The organism is Candidatus Neomicrothrix sp. (assembly GCF_035329545.1).
Taxonomy (GTDB): domain Bacteria; phylum Actinomycetota; class Acidimicrobiia; order Acidimicrobiales; family Microtrichaceae; genus Microthrix; species Microthrix subdominans.
In genome coordinates this window covers 1-18,911 of sequence record NZ_DAOLGP010000051.1, presented here as the reverse complement: position 1 = coordinate 18,911, position 18,911 = coordinate 1, and the positions used below count along the sequence as shown (strand labels likewise).

The following is an 18,911-nucleotide window of genomic DNA, read 5'->3' as shown; positions in this document are numbered from 1 at the left end:
CTAAAAGTGAGACCGCCCACAAGTTCTGCGTGACAACGCTCCGGCGGTTGGCTAACCTCAGCCACATCACATCGGAGTTGAGGAATCTCATTCCTCCTTTGATGAGCTGGGTGACTGTGTGAGCTTTCGGGGGGTTGCTCACACAGTCCCCGGCTGCTCCGAAGCCGGTCTGGTGCCGCAATCACCACGATCTGGGCTCGTCTGGCAAACTCGGCGACGTGGATTACGTCTCGGTACCCGATAGCGGCGGCTTCGTGCTCGTCGACCTGCCCAACGCCCCCGACGCCACCGGCATCGTTCGGTGGGCGCGCAAGATCCTCAAGGACGGGGCTACCAACCTGGCCCGGTCGGTGACCTACAGCTACGGGATCCTCGGCATGAAGGTGTCCGGGGCATCGGCCGGCATCAGCGCTGACCCCAAGGTGCGCAACGACTCGGTTGCCGCGTTCGTCGCCAACGTGTCCGAGGCGTTAGGCGATCGCCGGGTTTTCCTCGATGCCGCCAAAGGTGTGTCCGCCGACGACCTGGCTCCGCTTCGCGACGCCGATACGCGCAGCGCCATGTGTTTTGATGCCTCGGTCGTTGGCTCCTTGGCCGACGAGGGCGTGCTCGCCGCTGCGGCCTGGGCCCACGGACCACTCGACGGTGCCCGGGTGAGCATCGACGGCTCCAGCCCTGACGAGATCCGCCTGGCCCGCGCCGCGGTCGCCACCGGCGCCACCGTCGTGGCCATCGGGTCCCGCCAACGCACCGAAGGCTTCGACTCCGACGCGCTCGACACGCTGGCCGCCTCGGTCGGGAACACCGACATCGACCCGCCGGGCGATCCGGTGGACGACGGCCTGCACACCCAGGCCGACCTGGCGCTGGTCGGCGCCAAGACCAACTCGGTCGACCATCATCGGATGGCCCAGATCGCCGCCCCTATCGTGGTCCCGTACGCCAGGTTGGCGGTCACCACCCGGGCGTTGGCCGTGGCCCAGCGGGCCGATCGCCGTGTGCTGCCCGACTTCGTGACGGTGGCCGGGCCGCTGCTGGCGCAGTGGCCCGACGACGGGGCCGACCTCGAGTCGCTGCGCGCCGAGGCCCGCAACCGCATTACCGAGGCGCTCGCCTCCCTCCCCGGCGGGGACGACGGCCTGGTGCTCGAGGCATGCTACGCCGCCGAGGCGTTTCTCAGCACTTGGCAGGACGAGCTGCCGTTTGGTCGCCCGATCTAACGCTCCGACGAGCAAAGATGGAGGAACTTCCACGATGAACGCACCTGGAGACTGGCCTCAATACGAGCTCGTACCCTTGCCGGCGCAACCCGATGGGGTGCCCTGGCCGACCGAGCAGTGGCCGACCGGCGAGTTGGTCGCCCACGATCAGGGCGCGGTGGAGGCGTTGGTGGCCCAGGCGTTCGCCGACCAGCCACACGACGACCTGGCGCTCACCCTGGCGGTCGTCGTCATCCAGGGTGGACGGTTGGTGTTGGAGCGCTACGGCCCCGACACCGATGCCGACACGCCTCTCGTGTCGTGGTCGATGGCCAAGAGTATCACCCAGGCGGCGCTGGGCGCCTTGGTGCTCGACGGAGCGATCGACCCGCACGAACGGGCGCCGGTGCCCGAGTGGGCCGAGCCCACCGACCCCCGCTCGTCGATCGGAACCGCCGACCTGCTGGCGATGCGAAGTGGGCTGCACTGGGTGGAGGACTACGTCGATCCCGACGCCTCCACCTGTCTGCGCATGCTCTTCGGTGACGAGCGGGCCGACATGGCCCACTACGCGGCCTCGTTGCCCCTCGAATCTCCGGTGGGTTCCGAGTTTGTCTATTCGTCGGGCACGACCAACATCCTGTCCCGCCTCTGCGGCGATGCCCTCGGGGGCGGCGAGGCCGCCATGGCACGGCACCTGGCCGAGCGCATCTTCGGTCCGCTGGGGATGACCTCGGCCGATCCGCGCTTCGACGACGCCGGCACGTTTGTCGGCTCGTCGTACGTGTGGGCGACCGCCCGGGATTTTGCGCGGTTTGGCCTATGGTATCTGCGTGACGGGATGTGGGACGGGCGCCGGCTGCTGCCGGAGGGCTGGGCCGATCGGGCACGCCGCCTCCTGTCCTTCGACGACGAGGGCACCGGCTACGGCGAGCAGTGGTGGGTGAAGGCGGACTCCGAGCTGGGAGTGTTTTGGGCCAACGGCTACGAGGGCCAGTCGATCACGGTGGTCCCTGGCGCCGACACGGTGATCGTGCGCCTCGGCAAGACCCCCGCCGAGTGCGCACCGGCGCTGCAACAGTGGCGCTGGGACCTGCTCGAGGCCCTGACCGGCACGGGCTGAGCGCCACGGCGTGACCCGTGTTGGTCGAACTCTGTCGCTATCGCGCGGTCTACGACGTTGAAGCGGCAGAGTTCGTCCGCTGCACCCGATTCGGGTGGGGGGCGGCCGCGGCTACGCTGGGACGAAACTGAAGCCGACCATCTCGGACGGAAGAGCGTCGGGGGCTCACGCCGCCCGGCCGCCGGAGGAGCAACCACCCCGGAATCTCTCAGGCACCGGTACCGCCCGGGTCAGGCACACGCTGGAAAGCAGGGCAACCGCCCTCGCCGAAGGGGAAAACCGGGCACCGACCCGGTGAAGCTCTCAGGCACCATGGACAGCGGGGGGGCTCGATCCCTCAAACGCGCCTGGAGTCACCGGTGTCCACTTCCCCAGTTCAGTCCCATGAGTCCGCCCCGGTCGGGAGCTTCGCCTCTCGCCACCTGGGCTCCGACTCACACGAGACCGTCGCCATGCTCGCCGCTCTGGGCTTCGAGACGATGGACCAGCTGATCGATGCCACCGTGCCCACGTCGGTGCGCGACAACGAGCCGCTTCGGCTGACCGATCTGCCCGGGCCGATGGCCGAGCACGAGCTGCTCGATCACCTGCGTGAGCTGGCGGGTCGCAACCGGGTGGTCACGTCGATGATCGGGCAGGGCTACTACGGCACCCATACCCCGGCCGTGATCCAGCGCAACGTGCTGGAGAACCCCGCCTGGTACACCGCCTACACCCCGTACCAGCCCGAGATCTCCCAGGGCCGCCTGGAGACGCTGCTCAACTTCCAGACCGTCGTGCAGGACCTGACCGGCCTGGACCTCGCCGGTGCGTCGTTGCTCGACGAGGCCACCGCGGCCGCCGAAGCGCTCACCCTGTGCCGTCGCCAGTCGAAGAGCAAGGCCACCAAGTTTCTCGTCGACGTTCGCTGCCACCCGCAGGTGATCGCCGTGGTCGCCACGAGGGCGGCGCCCCTGGGCATCGAGCTGGACCTGGTCGATCCTCGCAGCGGTGGCGTCGAAGCCGCCGACTACTTCGGAGCGCTGCTCGCCTACCCGGCCACCGACGGCACGATCAGCGACTTCAGCCCGCTGACCGCTGCCCTGCACGAGGCGGGGGCCCTGGTGGCGGTCACCACCGACCTGCTGGCGTGCACCCTGTTGACCCCACCAGGCGAGTGGGGCGCCGACATTGCGGTCGGATCCGCCCAGCGCTTCGGTGTGCCGATGGGCGCCGGCGGCCCGCACGCCGGGTTCATGGCGGTGACGGACAAGCTGCGCCGCTCGCTGCCCGGGCGCCTGGTGGGCGTCTCGGTCGACGCCGCCGGCCGTCCGGCGATGCGCCTCGCCCTCCAGACCCGCGAGCAGCACATCCGGCGCGAGAAGGCCACGTCCAACATCTGCACGGCGCAGGTGCTGTTGGCGGTGATGGCCGCCAGCTACGCCACCTATCACGGGCCCGAGGGACTGCTCGACATTGCCGAGCGCATCGTGTCGTTCACCGAGGAGGCCGCAGAGATACTGGGCAGCAATGGTGTCGAGGTGGTGACCGGGGCAGCGTTCGACACCCTGTGGGTGTCGGTGCCCGGCCGGGCCGACGCGGTGCTGGCCGCCGCGCTCGAGTGCGAGATCAACCTGCGCCGGGTGGACGGCGACACCGTCGGCCTGTCGGTCGACGAGACCACCACCCCCGCCGCCCTCGCCGACGCCCTGGTGGCAATCGCCGGAGGGGACGTCGCCATGGACCGCCAGGGGGTGGCCGACGCGCTGAGCGCCGCCGTCGCCAACCCCGACGCAAACACCACTGGGCTGATCCCGGCCAACCTCGTTCGCACCACCCCGTTCCTCACGCACCCGACCTTCCACAGCCACCGCACGGAGACCGAGATGCTGCGCTACCTGCGGCGCCTGTCCGATGCCGACCTGGCGCTCGACCGCTCGATGATCCCGCTGGGCAGCTGCACGATGAAGCTGAACGCCACCACCGAGATGCTGCCGGTCACCTGGCCGGAGTTCTCCGACCTGCATCCCTTCGCACCCGCCGATCAGCTGGCCGGCATCACCGAGCTGGCCCGCCGCCTCGAGCGCTGGCTGGTCGACATCTGCGGCTACGACGCCGCCTCGATCCAGCCCAACGCCGGCAGCCAGGGCGAGCTGGCCGGGCTGCTCGCTATCAGGGCCTATCACCAGAGCCGGGGCGAGACGCAGCGCCAGGTCTGTTTGATCCCATCATCGGCGCACGGCACCAACGCCGCCTCGGCGGTGATGGCCGGTATGAACGTCGTCGTCGTCGCCTGTGACGACGAGGGCAACGTCGACACGGTCGACCTGCAGGCCAAGATCGACGAGCACGCCGCCGAGCTGGCTGCCCTCATGGTCACCTACCCCTCGACCCACGGCGTGTTCGAGGAGGCGATCAGCGAGATCTGCGCCGCTGTGCACGACGCGGGCGGTCAGGTGTACCTCGACGGCGCCAACCTCAATGCCCTCGTCGGCCTGGCCCGGCCCGGCAAGTTTGGCGCCGATGTCAGCCACCTCAACCTGCACAAGACGTTCTGCATCCCCCACGGCGGTGGCGGACCGGGCGTCGGCCCGGTCGTGATGCGTGAGCACCTGGCGCCGTTCATTCCGGCCACCGATCAGGGAAGCTTCTCCCCCGGCGATGTCCAGCGGACCGACCGGGTTGGTGCTGTCTCTGCCGCCCCCCTGGGCTCCGCCTCGATCCTGCCGATCAGCTACGCCTACATCGCCATGATGGGTGCCGACGGTCTGACCGCCGCGTCGTCCGGGGCCATCCTCACCGCCAACTACGTGGCCGAGCGTCTCGATGCCCACTACCCGGTGCTCTACACGGGGGCTCGCGGCCGGGTGGGTCACGAGTGCATCCTCGACCTGCGACCGCTCACCAAGGAGAGCGGCATCACCGACGAGGACGTGGCCAAGCGGCTGATCGACTATGGCTTTCACGCCCCGACGATGAGTTTCCCGGTGACGGGCACGCTGATGGTCGAACCGACCGAGTCGGAGTCCAAGGCCGAGCTCGACCGTTTCTGCGACGCGATGATCGCCATCCGCTCCGAGATCGACCGGGTGGTCGACGGGACCTGGCCGGCGGACGACAACCCGCTGGTCAACGCCCCGCACCCATCCGAGGACCTGCTCGTCGACGAGTGGACCCACCCGTACAGCCGCGAGCTGGCCGCCTACCCGCTGCCCGAGCTGCGCCGAAACAAGTACTGGGTGCCGGTGTCGCGCATCGACGGCGGCTACGGCGACCGCAACCTGGTGTGCTCGTGTCCGCCGATCGAAGTGCTGGCCGAGGCCTAACGGAACCTCCGGTGGCGATCGTGGCGGTGTGGGCCAAGCCCGGGTCGAGAAGGCCCGGGGTCGGCGGGCGTCACGGCGATGCCCTGGTCGTCGCCGTCGCCGCGCGGGCGGTTGACGGCCGGGCCAACGTCGCCGTCGTGGCAGCGCTGGCCGAGGCCCTCGAGGTGCCCAAGCGGGACGTGCGGATCGTCGGTGGCCACACCGGTCGGGCTAAACGCGTCGAGGTGCCCGACCGGGTCGCTGGGCGGGCGGCGCAACTGCTGGGTTCGGTGTGAGCGTTCGGGTCGGTGCGACCCCGGCGCGTTCCGAGGTGGCCGTCGTGGCGTTCTTGGCCTTCGTCAGCGTGCTGATGGCCTTCGGCATCGACGCCGCGCTGCCCGCCTTCGACGAGCTGCGCCAGGACTTTGGCCTCGATGCCCGTGGGCTCAGCCCGGCGATCACCGGCACCCCCTACTTCGTCGGCATGGCGATTGGGCAACTGATCTTCGGCGTGCTCGCCGACCGCTTCGGCCGCCGTCCGATCATGATGGTCGGCCTCAGCGTCTATGCGCTGGGCGCGTTGGGGGCGGCGACGGCCAACGGCCTGGGAATGCTGCTCGTCGGGCGTTTCATCTGGGGACTTGGCGCCGCTGCGCCGGCGGTGCTGCGGATGGCGATCGCCCGCGACCTGTACGCCGGCGAGCGCATGGCCCGGGTGGTGTCGCTGGTGACGGCCGTCTTCCTGATCGGTCCGATCGTCGTGCCGTTCATCGGCGAGTGGATCCTGCTCACCGGCTCGTGGCGGGCGGTGTTCGCCGTGGCGATCGCCTTGGCGGCCGTGGCGTTGGCCTGGGCGTTCGCCTTCGGCGAGACGCTGGCGCCCGAACATCGCCAGCCGTTGCGCATCCGGCCCATCACCAGGGCTTTCGCAGCGGTGGTGACCACCCGGGTGACCCTGTGGGCCATCATCGCCCAGGCGTTCTTCGGAGCCGCCTTCTTCATCTGGCTCGGCAGCGCCCAGCCGGTGATCGATCGCATCTACGGGCGCAGCTCGCAGTTCACGCTGCTGTTCGGGCTCTCCGGCGTCGGCATGGCGGCGGCGCTGCTGGTGAACAACCGTCTGATCTCACGCTTCGGGGTGCGCCCGATGGCCGTCCGGGCCGCCTGGGTGTTCGTCCTGGCGGGGCTGGCCGGCCTGACGGTGGCGATCGCCTGGGGTGGTGTGCCGCCGTTGTGGGCCTGGTTCGCCTGGGCGCTCGTCGCCAACGCCATGTCGATGATCATGACCCCGATGTGCGCAGCGATTGCGCTGGGACCGATGGCCGACCAGGCGGGCATGGCCAGCGCTGTGCTCGGTCTCGGCCAACTCGGCGTTGGGGCGCTGCTCGCCGCCCTGGTCGACGCCAGGATCGGTGCCACGGTGACCCCAATGCTCGTCGGGGCCACCGTCTTCGGCGCAGCGGGGCTGGGAGCGCTGCTGTGGAGCGGCCGGGGTTCCTGAGGCCAAACCTGCCACGCTGGGCGCATGCACGTATCGATGACGGTGCCCACCGACGACCTTACCGAGGCGCCGACGATCTACGCGGAGCTCGAGGCGTTGGGCTACGACCGGGCCTTCTCGTTCGAGGCCAAGCACAACCCGTTTCTGCCGCTCGCCGTCGCCGCCCAACACACCGAGCACATCCAGCTGGGCACGGCGATCGCCATCGCGTTCGCCCGCACGCCGATGACCCTGGCCAACGCCGGTTGGGACCTGCAGACGATCACCGGCGGCCGTTTTGCGCTGGGGTTGGGCTCTCAGGTCCGGCCCCACATCGTCGAGCGCTACGGCATGGAGTGGTCGCGCCCGGCGGCGCGCATGCGCGAGATGGTGCTGGCCATCCGGACGATCTGGGAGGCGTGGGAGACCGGCGACCCACTGGACTTTCGAGGCGAGTTCTACCGCCACACTCGAATGGTGCCGGCGTTCGATCCCGGCCCGAACCCGTTCGGTCCACCGCCCATCCTCACCGCCGGTGTCGGACCGCTGATGACCGAGGTTGCTGGCGAGGTGGCCGACGGGTTCCTGGTGCACCCTTTGAACACCCGTCGCTCGCTGCAGGAACTGACCGTGCCGGCGATCGCCCGGGGCGCTGCTCGAGCCGGGCGCTCCCCCGCCGACGTCGAACTCACCTGCGTCACCATCGTGGTGACCGGCCGGGATGAGGCCGAACTGGAGCGGTCACGGGAGGCGGTCAGGGCCCAGCTGGCGTTCTATGGCACCACGCCCGCCTACCGGCCGGTGCTCGACCTGCACGGGCGCGGCCATCTTCACGGCCAGCTGAAGACCCGGGCCAGACGCGGCGAGTGGGGTGAAATGGCCGAGCTGATCGACGACGAGTTCCTTGAGGAGGTGGCCGTCGTCGGCGAGCCGGACGCCATTGCACCGGCGTTACGGCGCCGACTGGGAGGCATCTCGGATCACGTGAGCCTGGTCAACAACCGGGCGCCCGACCCTGGTCACTTCGTCGAGGTGGTCACCGCCCTGAATCCTCGCCTGCGGCGGGATCCAGGGTGAGCGACGCCGAGTTCATGCAGTAGCGCTCGCCGGTGGGCTTGGGCCCATCGGGGAACACGTGGCCCAGGTGGGCATCGCAGTTGGCGCAGCGGGCCTCGATGCGGGTCATGCCCAGGGTGCGGTCCTCGATGCGCTTCACCTTGTCGTCGCCGATCGCGGTGAAGAACGACGGCCAGCCGGTGCCGGAATCGAACTTGGTGTCGCTGTCGAACAGGGCCTCGTCGCAGACGACGCAGCGGTACACGCCGGCGTCCTTGGTGTCCCAGTAGGCACCGGTGAAGGCGCGCTCGGTGCCGCCGTTCTGGGTTACCTCGTACTGCTCGGGCGTCAGGCGCTCTCGCAGGTCTCCCTGGTTCTGGTCGGTGTTCACAGTTGATTCCTCGCTTGTCGTCATCGGTTGGCTGTGGGGTGGAAACTCAGGCGTAGGCAACCTGGCAGAAGCCGTGGTTGCAGTACCCGCCCGGGTTCTTGGCCAGGTACTGCTGGTGGTAGTCCTCGGCGTAATAGAACGGCCCCACCGGGGCGATCTCGGTGGTGATGTGACCGAAGCCCCCCTCGCTCAGCTTGCTCTGGTAGGCGTCGCGGCTGGCGTCGGCCGCCGCGGCCTGCTCGGGTGAGTTGGTGTAGATCGCCGAGCGGTACTGGCTGCCGATGTCGTTGCCCTGGCCCATGTACTGGGTGGGGTCGTGGTTCTCCCAGAACACCTTGAACAGCTCGTCGAGGGCGACGATCGCCGGGTCGAACACGACGAGGACCGCCTCGGTGTGGCCGGTCCGGGCCGTGCAGGTCTCCTCGTAGGTCGGGTTGGGCGTGGTGCCCCCTGCGTAGCCGGCAGCGGTGCTGTACACGCCAGGCAGCTGCCAGAAGAGGCGCTCGGCGCCCCAGAAACAGCCCATGGCGACGACGAGGGTGTCGAGGCCCTCCGGCCACGGGCCCTGCAGAGGATGGCCGTTGACGGCGTGGGCCTCGGGCACCGGCATCTGCTGATCCCGACCCGGCAGGCAATCCTCGGGAGCCGGGGGCGGTGCGGGGAGCTTGCGACCAAACATGTGTCTCCGTTCTGGGGGCGTAGTGACCACAACCGGTGTGACGGCGTGACGATTCCCGACGTCTCAGGTCGGTTTTGTTCAGTCTCTCCCTCTACCCGGCCCAGATGAGGTCGGGCAGCCCAGCATCGCCGGGTCAGGCCAGGAACGGTGGCTTGACGACGGTGGCGGGCACGTCGGTGCCCCGCTGGTCGATGACGACCTGGTCACCGGGTTGGATGTCGGTGTCGAGGAAGGCCAAGGCGATGCCCACCCCGAGCTCGGGTGAGAAGTTGCCCGAACTCACCGTGCCGACCACCTTGGAACCGGATCCGTCCTCGATCGAGCGGACCTCTTGCCCGGACCGCGGCGGGCGGCGGGTCTCGGTGCGCAACCCCCAGAGCAGCGGAGACGCGCCGGCGGCCCGCTGGGTTTCCAGCGCCTGCCGTCCGGGGAAACCGGCCTGCTTGTTCCATGCCACCACCCAGCCCAATCGGGCGTTCAGCGGGGTGATACCCGGACCCAGCTCGGATCCGTGCAGTGGCAGCCCGGCCTCCAGGCGCAGGGTGTCGCGGGCGGCCAGACCGGCCGGGGCGACGCCGTCGGCGATCAGGCGGTCCCACAGCACCCCTGCGTGGTCGATGGGCAGGGCTATCTCGACGCCGTCCTCGCCGGTGTAGCCGGTGCCGGCCACCACCAACTCGACCGGCCGGTAACCGAGTGCATCGGTCGTCACGGTCGTCACCCGAAACCTGCCGACGTCGGCGGCCTCGGGGACCACAGCTTCCAGGTGCCGTCGGGCCGCCGGCCCCTGCACAGCGAGTACGGCCCGGGTCGAGGTCACATCGTCGATCGAGTCCTCCCCGGCGTCGCTGGAGCCGAGCGCAGCCAACAGGTCGGAGGTGTTGGAGGCGTTCGGCATGACGTCGAAGCGCTGGTCATCCACCCACCACACGATGATGTCGTCGAGAACCGAGCCGTCCTCGGAGAGCAGGTGGGTGTACTGGGCCCGGCCCGGTGACACCTTGGTCAGGTCGTTGGTGAACGCCGCCTGAAGCCGGTCGAAGGCGCCGGGGCCCTCGACGCGGACCGTGCCCAGATGGGAGACGTCGAAGACGGTGGCCGCCGAGCGGGTGGCGCGATGCTCGGCCAGCGTGCCCTCCGGGTACGACAGCGGCATGTTCCAGCCGCCGAACGGTGCCAGCTTGGCGCCGAGCGCCTCGTGGCGATCGTTGAGGGGCGAGGTCTTGAGCTGCTGATCGTTCACTGGGCGAGCGCTGCGGGGTCGGCGTTCGTCCCGCCGTCGAGCGATGCCGGTGCCGAGTCGGGGTGCAGGCTGTGGATTGCTGCGTCCAGGTCGGCCTGGACCGTGCCCAGCGGCAGCACGTTGAGGACGCCCTGGCCGTGGCGAAGCACGTCGATCAGTTCCTCGCCGTCGTCGACCAGCACCGACGTGCGGCCCTGGATCACCAGGTTGGCGGTGGTGACGTCTTCCCCCAGGCGCTCCTTGACGTAGTGAAACACGTTGCGCACCTGTTCGAGCTTGATGCCGGCGTCGAGCAGGCTCTTGATCACCTTCAACTCGAGCAGGTCCCGGTAGCTGTAGCGCCGGCGTGAGCCCGAACCGCTCGCATCGCTCATCGACGGGCGCAGCAGGTCGGTGCGAGCCCAGTAGTCGAGCTGGCGGTAGGAGATGCCGACGATCTCAGCGGTGCGCTTGCCGCTGTAGCCGGCGTCGATCACGGGGTTGGGTTGGCTGATGGCCACAAGCTGCTCCTGAACCTCGGTGCGCGGCCGGTGCCGACGCAGTGTGCCCGGTTGACTGTCCCGTCGACACGGCTACTCGACGTGTCCGGTGATCGCCCCGGTCGCTCTCGTCGCCGACGGACCGAGGAATCACAACGTTGAAACTCACCCTAGCGAGTGAGCCACCCCCCGACAACGATGCCCGCGCCGGCGGCCGGCCGGGTCAGGATTCTTCGAAGTCGTCGGGGGTGACCGTATCGATGAACTCCCGGAACTCGGCGATGACCGACTCGGGTTGTTCGTCGTCGTTATCCCGGTAGCCGGCGGCTTCGAGGACCGACGTGGCCACCATCACGTCGGCGTCCACCCGGGCAGCCATGGCAAGTGCATCGGAGGTACGGGACTCGACGGTGATCGTCGAGTCGTCGGACGACAGCCGAAGCTCGGCGTAGTACACCTCGTCGCGCAGGTCGGTAATGACGACGGTGTCGAGGGTCGCTCCCAGCGACTCGATCACCGACTGCATCAGGTCGTGGGTGAGCGGCCGAGGTGTGGCCCGCCCCTCGAGGGCAAAGCGGATTGCCTGCCACTCCCCCACCCCGATGAAGATCGTCAGCATGCGACGGGGGGAGTCGGTCTCGCGTAGGTCGACAACGAACGCATCGCCCGGGTTCTCCCGCCGGACACCGACAAGTTCCATCTGCACCGTGGACTCAGACACTGCGACCCAGTGTAGCCGTGTCCTGGGGCCGGACCGAGGCGTACGAGGCGATGCTCACCGGCCGTTCGTCGGCCCGGCGGCGTCGGCACCGGAGTGGTCGATCAGCTCGGCGACGCCCTCGGCGACGAGTGCGGAGTTGAGCCGGGCACCGAGGTCGGCGGTCTTCTGGAGGCGCTCGCGCGCCTGTTCGCGCCCGACCGGATTTCGTTGCATCAGCAAGGGCAGCGCCATCTGGCGCAACAGGTCCACCTCGCGCTCGGCGGCCATGCGGAACATGCGGAGGTGTCGGGCCTCGTAGCCGAGCTCGAGCAGTTCAGCGACGATGTTGCCGATTAGCACGGCGGACTGATCGTAGGAGGACGTGCCGCCGATGGTGACCGGGCTGATCACCGCGAAACGTTCCATGTCGCCCAGCGTCTCCTCGTCGAGGCCGACCTCGGCGAGGAAGTCCGGCCGGGCGAGCAGTTCGGTCGCCTCGGTCGCGCTCGGCAGGTCTCGCGTGCGCGACGGGCGGGGACGCGGAACCGGTTCGGTCGGTGGCGGCTCCTGAAGGGCCGAAACGGCCTCGATGCGCGCCCGGCGTTCCCGGTGCTCGGCACGGGTCGGGGGGGCCGGCGGCTCGACGGGCTTGGCCGGCTCTGGCTCTGGCTCTGGTGCTAAAGCGGCTTTGGTCTTTGCCTTGGTCTTTGGCTTGGGTGCAGGCTTGGGCTGCGGCGGTGGCTCGGGCTGCCGCCGGGGTGAGGCGGCCGGGGGCTTGGCCGACGCCTGCACCACGCTGTGGGCTGCGGTGTCCTCGCTGACCGGGGTCGGTGACTTCCGTGCCGCCTTCTTGGAGGCGAGCTTGGGAAGGGGTTGAACCCGGGTTTGATCGGCCTCGAAAAGGGTGGGCTCCGCCGGCGGTTCCCCGCCGGACTTCTTGCGCACGACGGCCGCCGATCCGCTCGGCCGAGGGTCGCTCTCCGGTTGAGGCGTCGTCGGTTGCCCAGACTCGTCGACCAGATCGGCCGGGTCGAACCCGTCGCGCATCTTGTCGAGGACCCAACGCAGCCGATCCAGGGTTGCCGCGGGGTAACGCCGATGACCGCTTGTGCCCAGCTCGGGGGTGATCAGCGACAGGTCCTCAAACTCCCGCAGCCGACCGAGCGTCGCTTCGGGATAGTCCTCCTGAAGCAACGACAACACTTCACCGACGGTCAGATCATCTGATGGGTTCACGTGTCAGGCCACCTCGAGTACGAAGAGCAGTTTGTACTTACCGACCTGGAGGCGATCGCCTTCGCTGAGCGGTGCCCGTTCGATGCGTCGGTCGTTGAGGTAGGTGCCGTTCAGCGAACCCGAGTCCTGAACCTCGATGCCGTCCGGCGAACGAAGGAGCTGGGCGTGTTGCCTCGACACCGTGACGTCATCGAGAAAGATGTCGCTGTCCTCGTGACGGCCGATCATCGTCGTGCCCTCACCGATGGCGAAACGGCTGCCGGCGTTGGCGCCGCGGGTGACGATCAGGATGGGTGTGCCGACCGCCGGTTCGGCCCCAACCGCTGCGAGCACACCGGTGGGCTGTTGCTCCACCTCGGGCAGGGGCGATCCGCAGGCCGGGCAGAAGCGCGCTTCAGCGGGCGCCGTCGAGGAGCACACAGCGCAGATCAGCGCCCCGGCCATCAGCCCTCCGTCAGCTCTCGATAGGCGGTTGCGTCCATCAGCTGCTCCGAGCCATCGGCGGTCTCGATCACCATGAACCAGCCGTCGCCGTACGGGTCGGAGTTCACCAGTTCGGGGTTGGCGTCCAGGTCGTCGTTCACCGCAACCACCGTGCCGCTCACCGGCGCGTAGATGTCGGAAACCGATTTGGTCGACTCGACCTCGCTCACCTTGTCGCCGGCGGTCACCGTCGTGCCCACGTCGGGCAACTCGACGAACACGACGTCGCCGAGCGCGTCCTGTGCATAGTCGGTGATGCCGATCCGACGGCCGGTATCGTCGGCGCGGATCCACTCGTGGTCCTTGGAATATGAGAGGTCGTCAGGCACGTCCATGAAGGCGGAGGTTACCCGACCGGACCACCCGCCGCGGGCACCCCTAGGCGGTCTCGGCCCGGGCCGCCCTGCCCTCCCTGAGGGCGGTCAGGCCCCGAGGGATGTACTGGCCCACCGCAACGAAGCTGAAGATCAGTCCCGGGATCAGGGCCAGCCACGCCTGCCACTCGAAGTAGGTGGTGACGCCGCTGGCCCATTCGGTGTCGGTCGAGGCGAGAAAGGATGGGAACGAGATCATCAGCGCCATCGTGCCCGCCTTGCCGTACCAGGTGACGTCCATCCGTTTGGCCCCGGCGGCGAGCAGGCCGAGCACCCAGGCGGACATCAGCACCTCGCGGGCGAGCACGATGATCCCCGCCCAGGTCGGCACCGCACCCGCCACCAAAATGCCGCCGAAGCCGAAGATGATCAGGGCACGGTCGGCGGCGGGGTCGATCGCCTTGCCCAGGTTGGACACCTGGTTGAAGTGGCGGGCGACGTAGCCGTCCACCCAATCGGTGGCCGAGATGAACCCGAGCAGCACGGCGGCGGGCCCGGGCCGGTCCAGCCCGAAGAGCACCCAGAGGAACACCGGGATGAGGGCCAGCCGAACCAGGGTGACCAGGTTGGGGACGGTGACGATGCGACCGAGTTCGGCCTCGGTCGGCCCGGTGATGATCGGGACGGCGGGCTGGTCGGCGTCGGCACCTGGCGAGCGCTGGGTCACGCACCCATCGTAGCGGTGGCCGGCAAAGGAACGACGCGTGGCCGGGCGGGGTCCTACGATCGGTCCTCATGAGCGAACGAGGCCCGGACGACACCGCGGAAATGCCCCAGCCGACCATCTTCTCCCGCATCATCGAGGGTGAGCTGCCCGGCCGCTTCGTGTGGCGCGACGCCGACAAGGTGGCATTCCTGACGATCGCCCCGCTGCGCCCGGGCCACGTTCTGGTCGTGCCGGTCGAACCGATCGATCACTGGTTGGACGTGCCCGCCCCGTTGTGGGCAGAGATGAACGATCTGGCCCGACGGATCGGGGACGCGCAGATGGCGGCCTTCTCCCCCACCCGCATCGGCCTGATCGTCGCCGGCCTGGAGGTGCCGCACTGCCACCTGCATGTGCTGCCGATCGAGTCCGAGTCCGACCTCGACTTTGCCCGAGCCGATGGCAGTGCCTCAGCCGAGTCCCTCGATGCCGCCGCCCAGGCCATCCGCGAGCACCTCGACGGCGCCGCCCCGGCCTAACCCCACCACCACGTGAAGTCGGGAGTGCAAACGACCTCCTGACGGTCGTCCGGGCTCCCGAGTTGGCGGGTTAGACCAGACCGAGCTGTTCGTTGACCGGGGGCGGGTCGACCGGGTCGATCAGCTGTGGGCCCTGGTTGCGGGCGTTGTTCACCTCGGTGCTCACCGGATGGTGGGTGATCAGCCGTGGCGGTGCGGGCACCAGGAGCTGACCCAATGCGTCGACGTCGGCGTTGGTCGGGTCGAGCCAGGCCTCCCAGTCGCCGGGCGCCAGCATCACCGGCATGCGGTCGTGCAGCTCCGCCATCGGCTCGTTGGCGGTTGTCGTGATGATCGTGGTCGAGCGCACCTCGGTCTCGGTGCCGTCACCGTTGAGGTCGCCCCGCCACCGCTCCCACAGGCCGGCGAATGCGTAGGGCTCCCCGTCGGGGCGGGAGATGAAGTGGGGCTGCTTGCGCTGCTTCCCCGGCTTGGTCGGGTCTGGCTCCTGGGTCCACTCGTAGAAGCCGTCGGCGGGCACGATGCAGCGCCGCTTGGCGAACGCCCGGCGAAACGCCGGTTTCTCCGCGATGGTCTCGGCACGGGCGTTGATCATGCGGTTGCCGATCTTGAGATCCTTCGCCCAGCTGGGAACCAGTCCCCAATGGAAGCCGTCGAGGCGTCGCAGGTCGCCGTCTTCGTAGACGACGAACACTTCGGCGGTCGGCGCCACGTTGTAACGACCGGGCGGTCGATCGGCGCCGTCGGTCCCGGGGGTCTCGACGCCGTTGGCGTCGACCTGAAAGTACGAGGCCAGCTCGTCGGGTGGGGTGGTGGAGACAAAGCGACCGCACACGCCTGGCAGGCTACCGTTTCAGCGTCCGGTCCCCCGCCGCGATCCATCCCCTCATGACTCATCCCCCCGCCTCCTCCGCAGCTCAGCCCCGGCCTCAGGCGGCCCCGCTGTTGTCGGTGATCACCCCCACCTACAACGAGGCCGAGAACATCGTCGGCCTGCTCGAACGGGTGGAGTCGGCCCTCGTCGGGATCACCTACGAGATCATCGTCGTCGACGACGACAGCCCCGACGAGACCTGGCAGCTGGCCGAGGCCTACGCCGAGGATCACCAGCGGGTGCGGGTGCTGCGTCGCTTCCACGACAAGGGGTTGTCGCCGGCCGTCCTCGCCGGCATGGAGCTGGCGGAGGGGCGGACCTTGGGCGTGATCGACGCCGACGGGCAGCACGACGAGGCGATCCTGGCCGCGATGGCCCAGCGGGTGGCCGGCGGGGACGCCGACATCTGCGTCGGCTCGCGGGCGAGCGACGGCGGCAGCTACGGCGACTGGTCGCGCTCGCGCCGCCTCGTGTCGTGGGTGGCCACGCTGATCGCCCGGCTGTTCCTCCGGGTGCCGCTCTCCGACCCGATGTCGGGCTACTTCGTCATCAGCCGGGAGGCCTTCGAGGACGCGGCCCCCGACGTCAACCCGCAGGGGTTCAAGATCCTGTTGGAGTTCCTCGGCCGCCGCCCCCAGCTGAGGGTGGCCGAGATGGGCTACACGTTCCGCAGCCGAACCGCCGGCGAGACCAAGCTGAACTCGTCGGTGATCCGGTCCTACCTGCTGGCGGTGTTCGACCTGCGCTTCGGCCACATCGTCAAGCCTCAGCTGCTGTTGTACACGCTGGTCGGCCTGTTCGGCGTCGGCGTCAACTTCGCAGTGATCGTGGTCGGCGAGGCGGTTGGCCTCGGCTCGATCTCGACCGGATCCGAGGCGATCGACCCGCTCCCGGTTCCCGTGCTCGTCGGGCTGATCGCCCAGCTGCTGGTGACCTTCGCCGCCAACAACTGGTTCACGTTTTGGGAGAACCGCTACCAGGGCTCACGCCTGGCGGTGGGCTTTGGGCTGTTCTTCATCATCTCGGCGTACGGCCTGATGATTCAGTTCGCGGTCGCCAAGTGGCTCGACATCATCAACCTGGTCGAGGGGCCGCTGTCCCAGGGGGTCGCCGCCGCCCTCCAGCAGCTGATCGCCATCCTGGTCGCCTTCCAGGCCAGTTACTTCCTCAACGTCAACCTCACCTGGCGTCGTCGGGAACGCGACGAGGAGCAACGGGTGGCGGGTTAGAGGTCGGCGACGTGGGTGGGCGGCCGCCGGTGCTGCCAGCCAAGCCGCTCCTCGAGCTGCGCGCCCAGGGCGAGCAGCTGATCATCGCGACCCCAGCGGCCCACCAGCTGAGCCCCGATCGGCAGACCGTCGGTCACCGCAACGGGCAGTGAGATGGCGGGCTGGCCGGAGATGTTGAACGGCGAGGCGTAGGTAACCAGCGCGGCGGAGCGCATGACCGCGGCCATCGGGTTGTCCGCCTCGGGGCCGAACCCGCCCAGCGGCCAGGGCACCTCGGGACACACCGGCGTCAACAGCACGTCGTAGGGCTGCTTCTCGAGGAACGCCCGCACCTCCCGGCCGACACGCATCAGGCCGTCGACGGCTTCAGCGAAGCGGTGGGCGGGCACATCGCCGCCGGCGGCGCGCAGCGCCCAGGTGTGTGCCTCGACGTCGCCCTCCCCGACCGGCTCCCCACCCAGCGCCTCAAGCTCGTCGACGCTGCGGCGCACCCACACCGAGAACGCGTCGAGAAACCAGCCGATCACCTGGCCGTAGTAGGCCTCGTCGGTGAGGATCGAAGGGGTGGCCTCCACCACGTCGTGGCCGGCGTCGGCGAGCAGCTCAGCGGTGGTGGCGACCGTCTGCGCAACCGCCGGGTCGATGGTGCCTCCACCCGGTACAGCGGAGGTCCAGGCGATGCGCATCGGCCCGACCGGTCCGTCGAGCGATGCCAGGTAGCTGACCGCCCGGTCGGTCCGCACCTGGGGTGATGCCAGGTTGTCCGGCCCGGCGAGCACGTCGAGCAGCAGGGCCGTGTCGGCCACGGTGCGGGTGACGCCCAGCCGTGCGACGAGTCCGCCCCACGGGTCGATGTCCGGGTAGGTCGGCACCAGGTCCCTCGACGGCTTCAGGCCGACCAGGCCGCAGTTGGACGCCGGGATGCGGATCGACCCGCCACCGTCGCCGGCGTGGGCGAGGGCGACCACGCCGGCGGACACCGCAGCCGCCGAGCCGCCGGACGAGCCGCCGGGCGAGCGGTCCAGGTCCCACGGGTTGTGGCACGGTCCCACCGAGGTCGGCTCGGTCGACGGCACCAGCCCCAGCTCGGGCGTGTTGGTCTTGGCGATGATGATGGCGCCGGCGTCGATGAGGCGCTGGAACAGGATCGAGGCCTCGGTGGCGACGTATCCCAGCCGCTTCAGGTAGTTGCTCCCCGCCCAGTGGGGCTCGCCGGCCAGCGTGCCGTCGAGGTCCTTGACCACGATGGGCACGCCGTGCAGCGGGCCTCGCTCCCCCGCCGGTGCCCCGTCGGCCGCCGCCGCCTCGGCGCGGGCGCGGTCGTAGCGCTCGTGAACGATGCAGTTGAGCGACGGGTCGACCGCCTGGGCGCCGGCGATGGCCGCCTCGACCGCCTCGACGCTGCTGAGCGATCCGTCTCGAATCGCCGCCACCTGGCTGAGGGCATCCATCTCGGAGAGTTCGGCTGGAGTCATGGGCCGATGGTAGGCCCCGCCCGCCTGCTTCCGGCCGAAAAGAGCACCGGGTCCCCTGCGATCGCAGGGGACCCGGTAGTCGTGTTGGAGTCGGGCTGGGGAGATTCGAACTCCCGACCTCTTGACCCCCAGTCAAGCGCGCTAACCAAACTGCGCCACAGCCCGAGTGAGCGGGTGAGTGTATCGGTCGGACGCCGTGGTCACGAACCGAGCCGGCGACGCCGGCCCCGTCGGGTGGGCGGTAGCGTCGGTGCGATGAGCGATCACGTCGGCGACACCAGCGATGAGGGCCGGGAATCGACCCCGGAAGGCCCCGAGGAGCGGCGTTCGGGCGTCGATGGCGGGGTGCCGTCGGAGGGCGAACCGACGAGCGTGTACGGCACGGCGGGCGCAGCGGAACCAGGCTCGGACGGTCCGGCAA

The 18,911-nt window shown here is 69.3% G+C and carries 19 protein-coding genes, 1 tRNA gene and 2 riboswitches; of the genes, 8 read left to right on the top strand and 12 right to left on the bottom strand.

Going from position 1 to position 18,911, the window contains the following annotated elements:
- The first annotated feature begins 218 nt into the window (after positions 1–218).
- The 6 genes from PKD89_RS18410 (at position 219) to PKD89_RS18385 (ending at position 8,163) form a co-directional block, all read left to right on the top strand.
- Complete coding sequence (locus PKD89_RS18410) at positions 219–1,220, top strand: hypothetical protein (RefSeq protein WP_289012299.1); 1,002 nt, start codon at positions 219–221, stop codon at positions 1,218–1,220.
- Positions 1,221–1,254: 34 nt separating this feature from the next.
- The gene (locus tag PKD89_RS18405; RefSeq protein ID WP_289012298.1) at positions 1,255–2,322 is read left to right on the top strand and encodes a serine hydrolase domain-containing protein; all 1,068 of its coding nucleotides are present in this window, start codon (positions 1,255–1,257) and stop codon (positions 2,320–2,322) included.
- 137 nt (positions 2,323–2,459) lie between these two features.
- A riboswitch (glycine riboswitch) is annotated at positions 2,460–2,556 on the top strand.
- Position 2,557: 1 nt separating this feature from the next.
- A riboswitch (glycine riboswitch) is annotated at positions 2,558–2,652 on the top strand.
- A 29-nt stretch (positions 2,653–2,681) separates the two neighbouring features.
- Positions 2,682–5,627: an aminomethyl-transferring glycine dehydrogenase gene (gcvP, locus tag PKD89_RS18400; protein WP_289012297.1), complete on the top strand. Its 2,946-nt coding sequence runs from the start codon at positions 2,682–2,684 to the stop codon at positions 5,625–5,627.
- Positions 5,628–5,638: 11 nt separating this feature from the next.
- The gene (locus PKD89_RS18395) at positions 5,639–5,902 is read left to right on the top strand and encodes a DUF167 family protein (protein ID WP_287391838.1); all 264 of its coding nucleotides are present in this window, start codon (positions 5,639–5,641) and stop codon (positions 5,900–5,902) included.
- The gene (locus PKD89_RS18390) at positions 5,899–7,107 is read left to right on the top strand and encodes a Bcr/CflA family efflux MFS transporter (RefSeq protein ID WP_324332754.1); all 1,209 of its coding nucleotides are present in this window, start codon (positions 5,899–5,901) and stop codon (positions 7,105–7,107) included. Before PKD89_RS18395 ends, PKD89_RS18390 begins: the two co-directional genes overlap by 4 nt.
- A 24-nt stretch (positions 7,108–7,131) precedes the next feature.
- The gene (locus PKD89_RS18385; protein WP_289012295.1) at positions 7,132–8,163 is read left to right on the top strand and encodes a TIGR03617 family F420-dependent LLM class oxidoreductase; all 1,032 of its coding nucleotides are present in this window, start codon (positions 7,132–7,134) and stop codon (positions 8,161–8,163) included.
- Here the strand turns inward: PKD89_RS18385 and msrB are convergent.
- The 9 genes from msrB to PKD89_RS18340 all read right to left on the bottom strand — a co-directional run bounded on the left by msrB (position 8,123) and on the right by PKD89_RS18340 (position 14,394).
- Positions 8,123–8,557, bottom strand: a complete 435-nt coding sequence (gene msrB, locus PKD89_RS18380; RefSeq protein WP_287391833.1) for a peptide-methionine (R)-S-oxide reductase MsrB — start codon at positions 8,555–8,557, stop codon at positions 8,123–8,125. The two genes, PKD89_RS18385 and msrB, sit on opposite strands and share 41 nt — an antisense overlap.
- 22 nt (positions 8,558–8,579) lie before the next feature.
- Positions 8,580–9,212 carry a peptide-methionine (S)-S-oxide reductase MsrA gene (gene msrA / locus PKD89_RS18375; protein ID WP_289012293.1) on the bottom strand — a complete coding sequence of 211 codons (633 nt, stop codon included), beginning with the start codon at positions 9,210–9,212 and terminating at the stop codon, positions 8,580–8,582.
- Positions 9,213–9,345: 133 nt separating this feature from the next.
- Positions 9,346–10,455, bottom strand: a complete 1,110-nt coding sequence (gene gcvT, locus PKD89_RS18370) for a glycine cleavage system aminomethyltransferase GcvT (protein ID WP_289012292.1) — start codon at positions 10,453–10,455, stop codon at positions 9,346–9,348.
- The gene (locus PKD89_RS18365; protein WP_287378195.1) at positions 10,452–10,955 is read right to left on the bottom strand and encodes a MerR family transcriptional regulator; all 504 of its coding nucleotides are present in this window, start codon (positions 10,953–10,955) and stop codon (positions 10,452–10,454) included. Before PKD89_RS18365 ends, gcvT begins: the two co-directional genes overlap by 4 nt.
- A 202-nt stretch (positions 10,956–11,157) precedes the next feature.
- The gene (locus PKD89_RS18360; protein ID WP_287378196.1) at positions 11,158–11,655 is read right to left on the bottom strand and encodes a bifunctional nuclease family protein; all 498 of its coding nucleotides are present in this window, start codon (positions 11,653–11,655) and stop codon (positions 11,158–11,160) included.
- Positions 11,656–11,709: 54 nt separating this feature from the next.
- Positions 11,710–12,870, bottom strand: coding sequence for a hypothetical protein (locus PKD89_RS18355; RefSeq protein ID WP_289012291.1), 1,161 nt, complete (start codon positions 12,868–12,870; stop codon positions 11,710–11,712).
- A gap of 3 nt (positions 12,871–12,873) precedes the next feature.
- A complete protein-coding gene (locus PKD89_RS18350; RefSeq protein WP_287378201.1) occupies positions 12,874–13,314 on the bottom strand; it encodes an FHA domain-containing protein in 441 nt (146 codons plus the stop codon).
- Complete coding sequence (gcvH, locus tag PKD89_RS18345) at positions 13,314–13,688, bottom strand: glycine cleavage system protein GcvH (RefSeq protein WP_287378204.1); 375 nt, start codon at positions 13,686–13,688, stop codon at positions 13,314–13,316. Before gcvH ends, PKD89_RS18350 begins: the two co-directional genes overlap by 1 nt.
- A 43-nt stretch (positions 13,689–13,731) precedes the next feature.
- Positions 13,732–14,394, bottom strand: a complete 663-nt coding sequence (locus PKD89_RS18340; RefSeq protein ID WP_289012289.1) for a CDP-alcohol phosphatidyltransferase family protein — start codon at positions 14,392–14,394, stop codon at positions 13,732–13,734.
- 68 nt (positions 14,395–14,462) lie between these two features.
- Here PKD89_RS18340 and PKD89_RS18335 point away from each other — a divergent pair, with 68 nt between their 5' ends.
- Entirely contained in the window at positions 14,463–14,912 is a 450-nt protein-coding gene (locus tag PKD89_RS18335) for an HIT family protein (RefSeq protein ID WP_287378207.1), read from the top strand.
- Positions 14,913–14,982: 70 nt separating this feature from the next.
- Here PKD89_RS18335 and PKD89_RS18330 read toward each other — a convergent pair whose 3' ends face one another.
- The gene (locus PKD89_RS18330) at positions 14,983–15,747 is read right to left on the bottom strand and encodes an SOS response-associated peptidase (RefSeq protein WP_289012287.1); all 765 of its coding nucleotides are present in this window, start codon (positions 15,745–15,747) and stop codon (positions 14,983–14,985) included.
- A 53-nt stretch (positions 15,748–15,800) separates the two neighbouring features.
- Between PKD89_RS18330 and PKD89_RS18325 the strand changes: the two genes are divergently transcribed.
- A complete protein-coding gene (locus PKD89_RS18325; protein WP_289012285.1) occupies positions 15,801–17,015 on the top strand; it encodes a glycosyltransferase in 1,215 nt (404 codons plus the stop codon).
- Here the strand turns inward: PKD89_RS18325 and PKD89_RS18320 are convergent.
- Together PKD89_RS18320 and PKD89_RS18315 are read right to left on the bottom strand one after the other, a co-directional pair.
- Entirely contained in the window at positions 17,012–18,490 is a 1,479-nt protein-coding gene (locus tag PKD89_RS18320; RefSeq protein WP_324332746.1) for an amidase, read from the bottom strand. The genes PKD89_RS18325 and PKD89_RS18320 overlap by 4 nt on opposite strands.
- 90 nt (positions 18,491–18,580) lie before the next feature.
- Positions 18,581–18,655: transfer RNA gene (locus PKD89_RS18315), tRNA-Pro, on the bottom strand.
- Between the last annotated feature and the right edge of the window lie 256 nt (positions 18,656–18,911).

Bases quoted from the DNA above. Each gene is read 5' to 3' on its own strand.
- PKD89_RS18405 (WP_289012298.1), top strand. From the start codon at position 1,255: ATGAACGCACCTGGAGACTGGCCTCAATACGAGCTCGTACCCTTGCCG.
- PKD89_RS18385 (WP_289012295.1), top strand. From the start codon at position 7,132: ATGCACGTATCGATGACGGTGCCCACCGACGACCTTACCGAGGCGCCG.
- msrB (WP_287391833.1), bottom strand. From the start codon at position 8,557: ATGACGACAAGCGAGGAATCAACTGTGAACACCGACCAGAACCAGGGA.
- msrA (WP_289012293.1), bottom strand. From the start codon at position 9,212: ATGTTTGGTCGCAAGCTCCCCGCACCGCCCCCGGCTCCCGAGGATTGC.
- PKD89_RS18350 (WP_287378201.1), bottom strand. From the start codon at position 13,314: ATGGCCGGGGCGCTGATCTGCGCTGTGTGCTCCTCGACGGCGCCCGCT.
- gcvH (WP_287378204.1), bottom strand. From the start codon at position 13,688: ATGGACGTGCCTGACGACCTCTCATATTCCAAGGACCACGAGTGGATC.
- PKD89_RS18335 (WP_287378207.1), top strand. From the start codon at position 14,463: ATGAGCGAACGAGGCCCGGACGACACCGCGGAAATGCCCCAGCCGACC.
- PKD89_RS18325 (WP_289012285.1), top strand. From the start codon at position 15,801: ATGACTCATCCCCCCGCCTCCTCCGCAGCTCAGCCCCGGCCTCAGGCG.
- PKD89_RS18320 (WP_324332746.1), bottom strand. From the start codon at position 18,490: ATGACTCCAGCCGAACTCTCCGAGATGGATGCCCTCAGCCAGGTGGCG.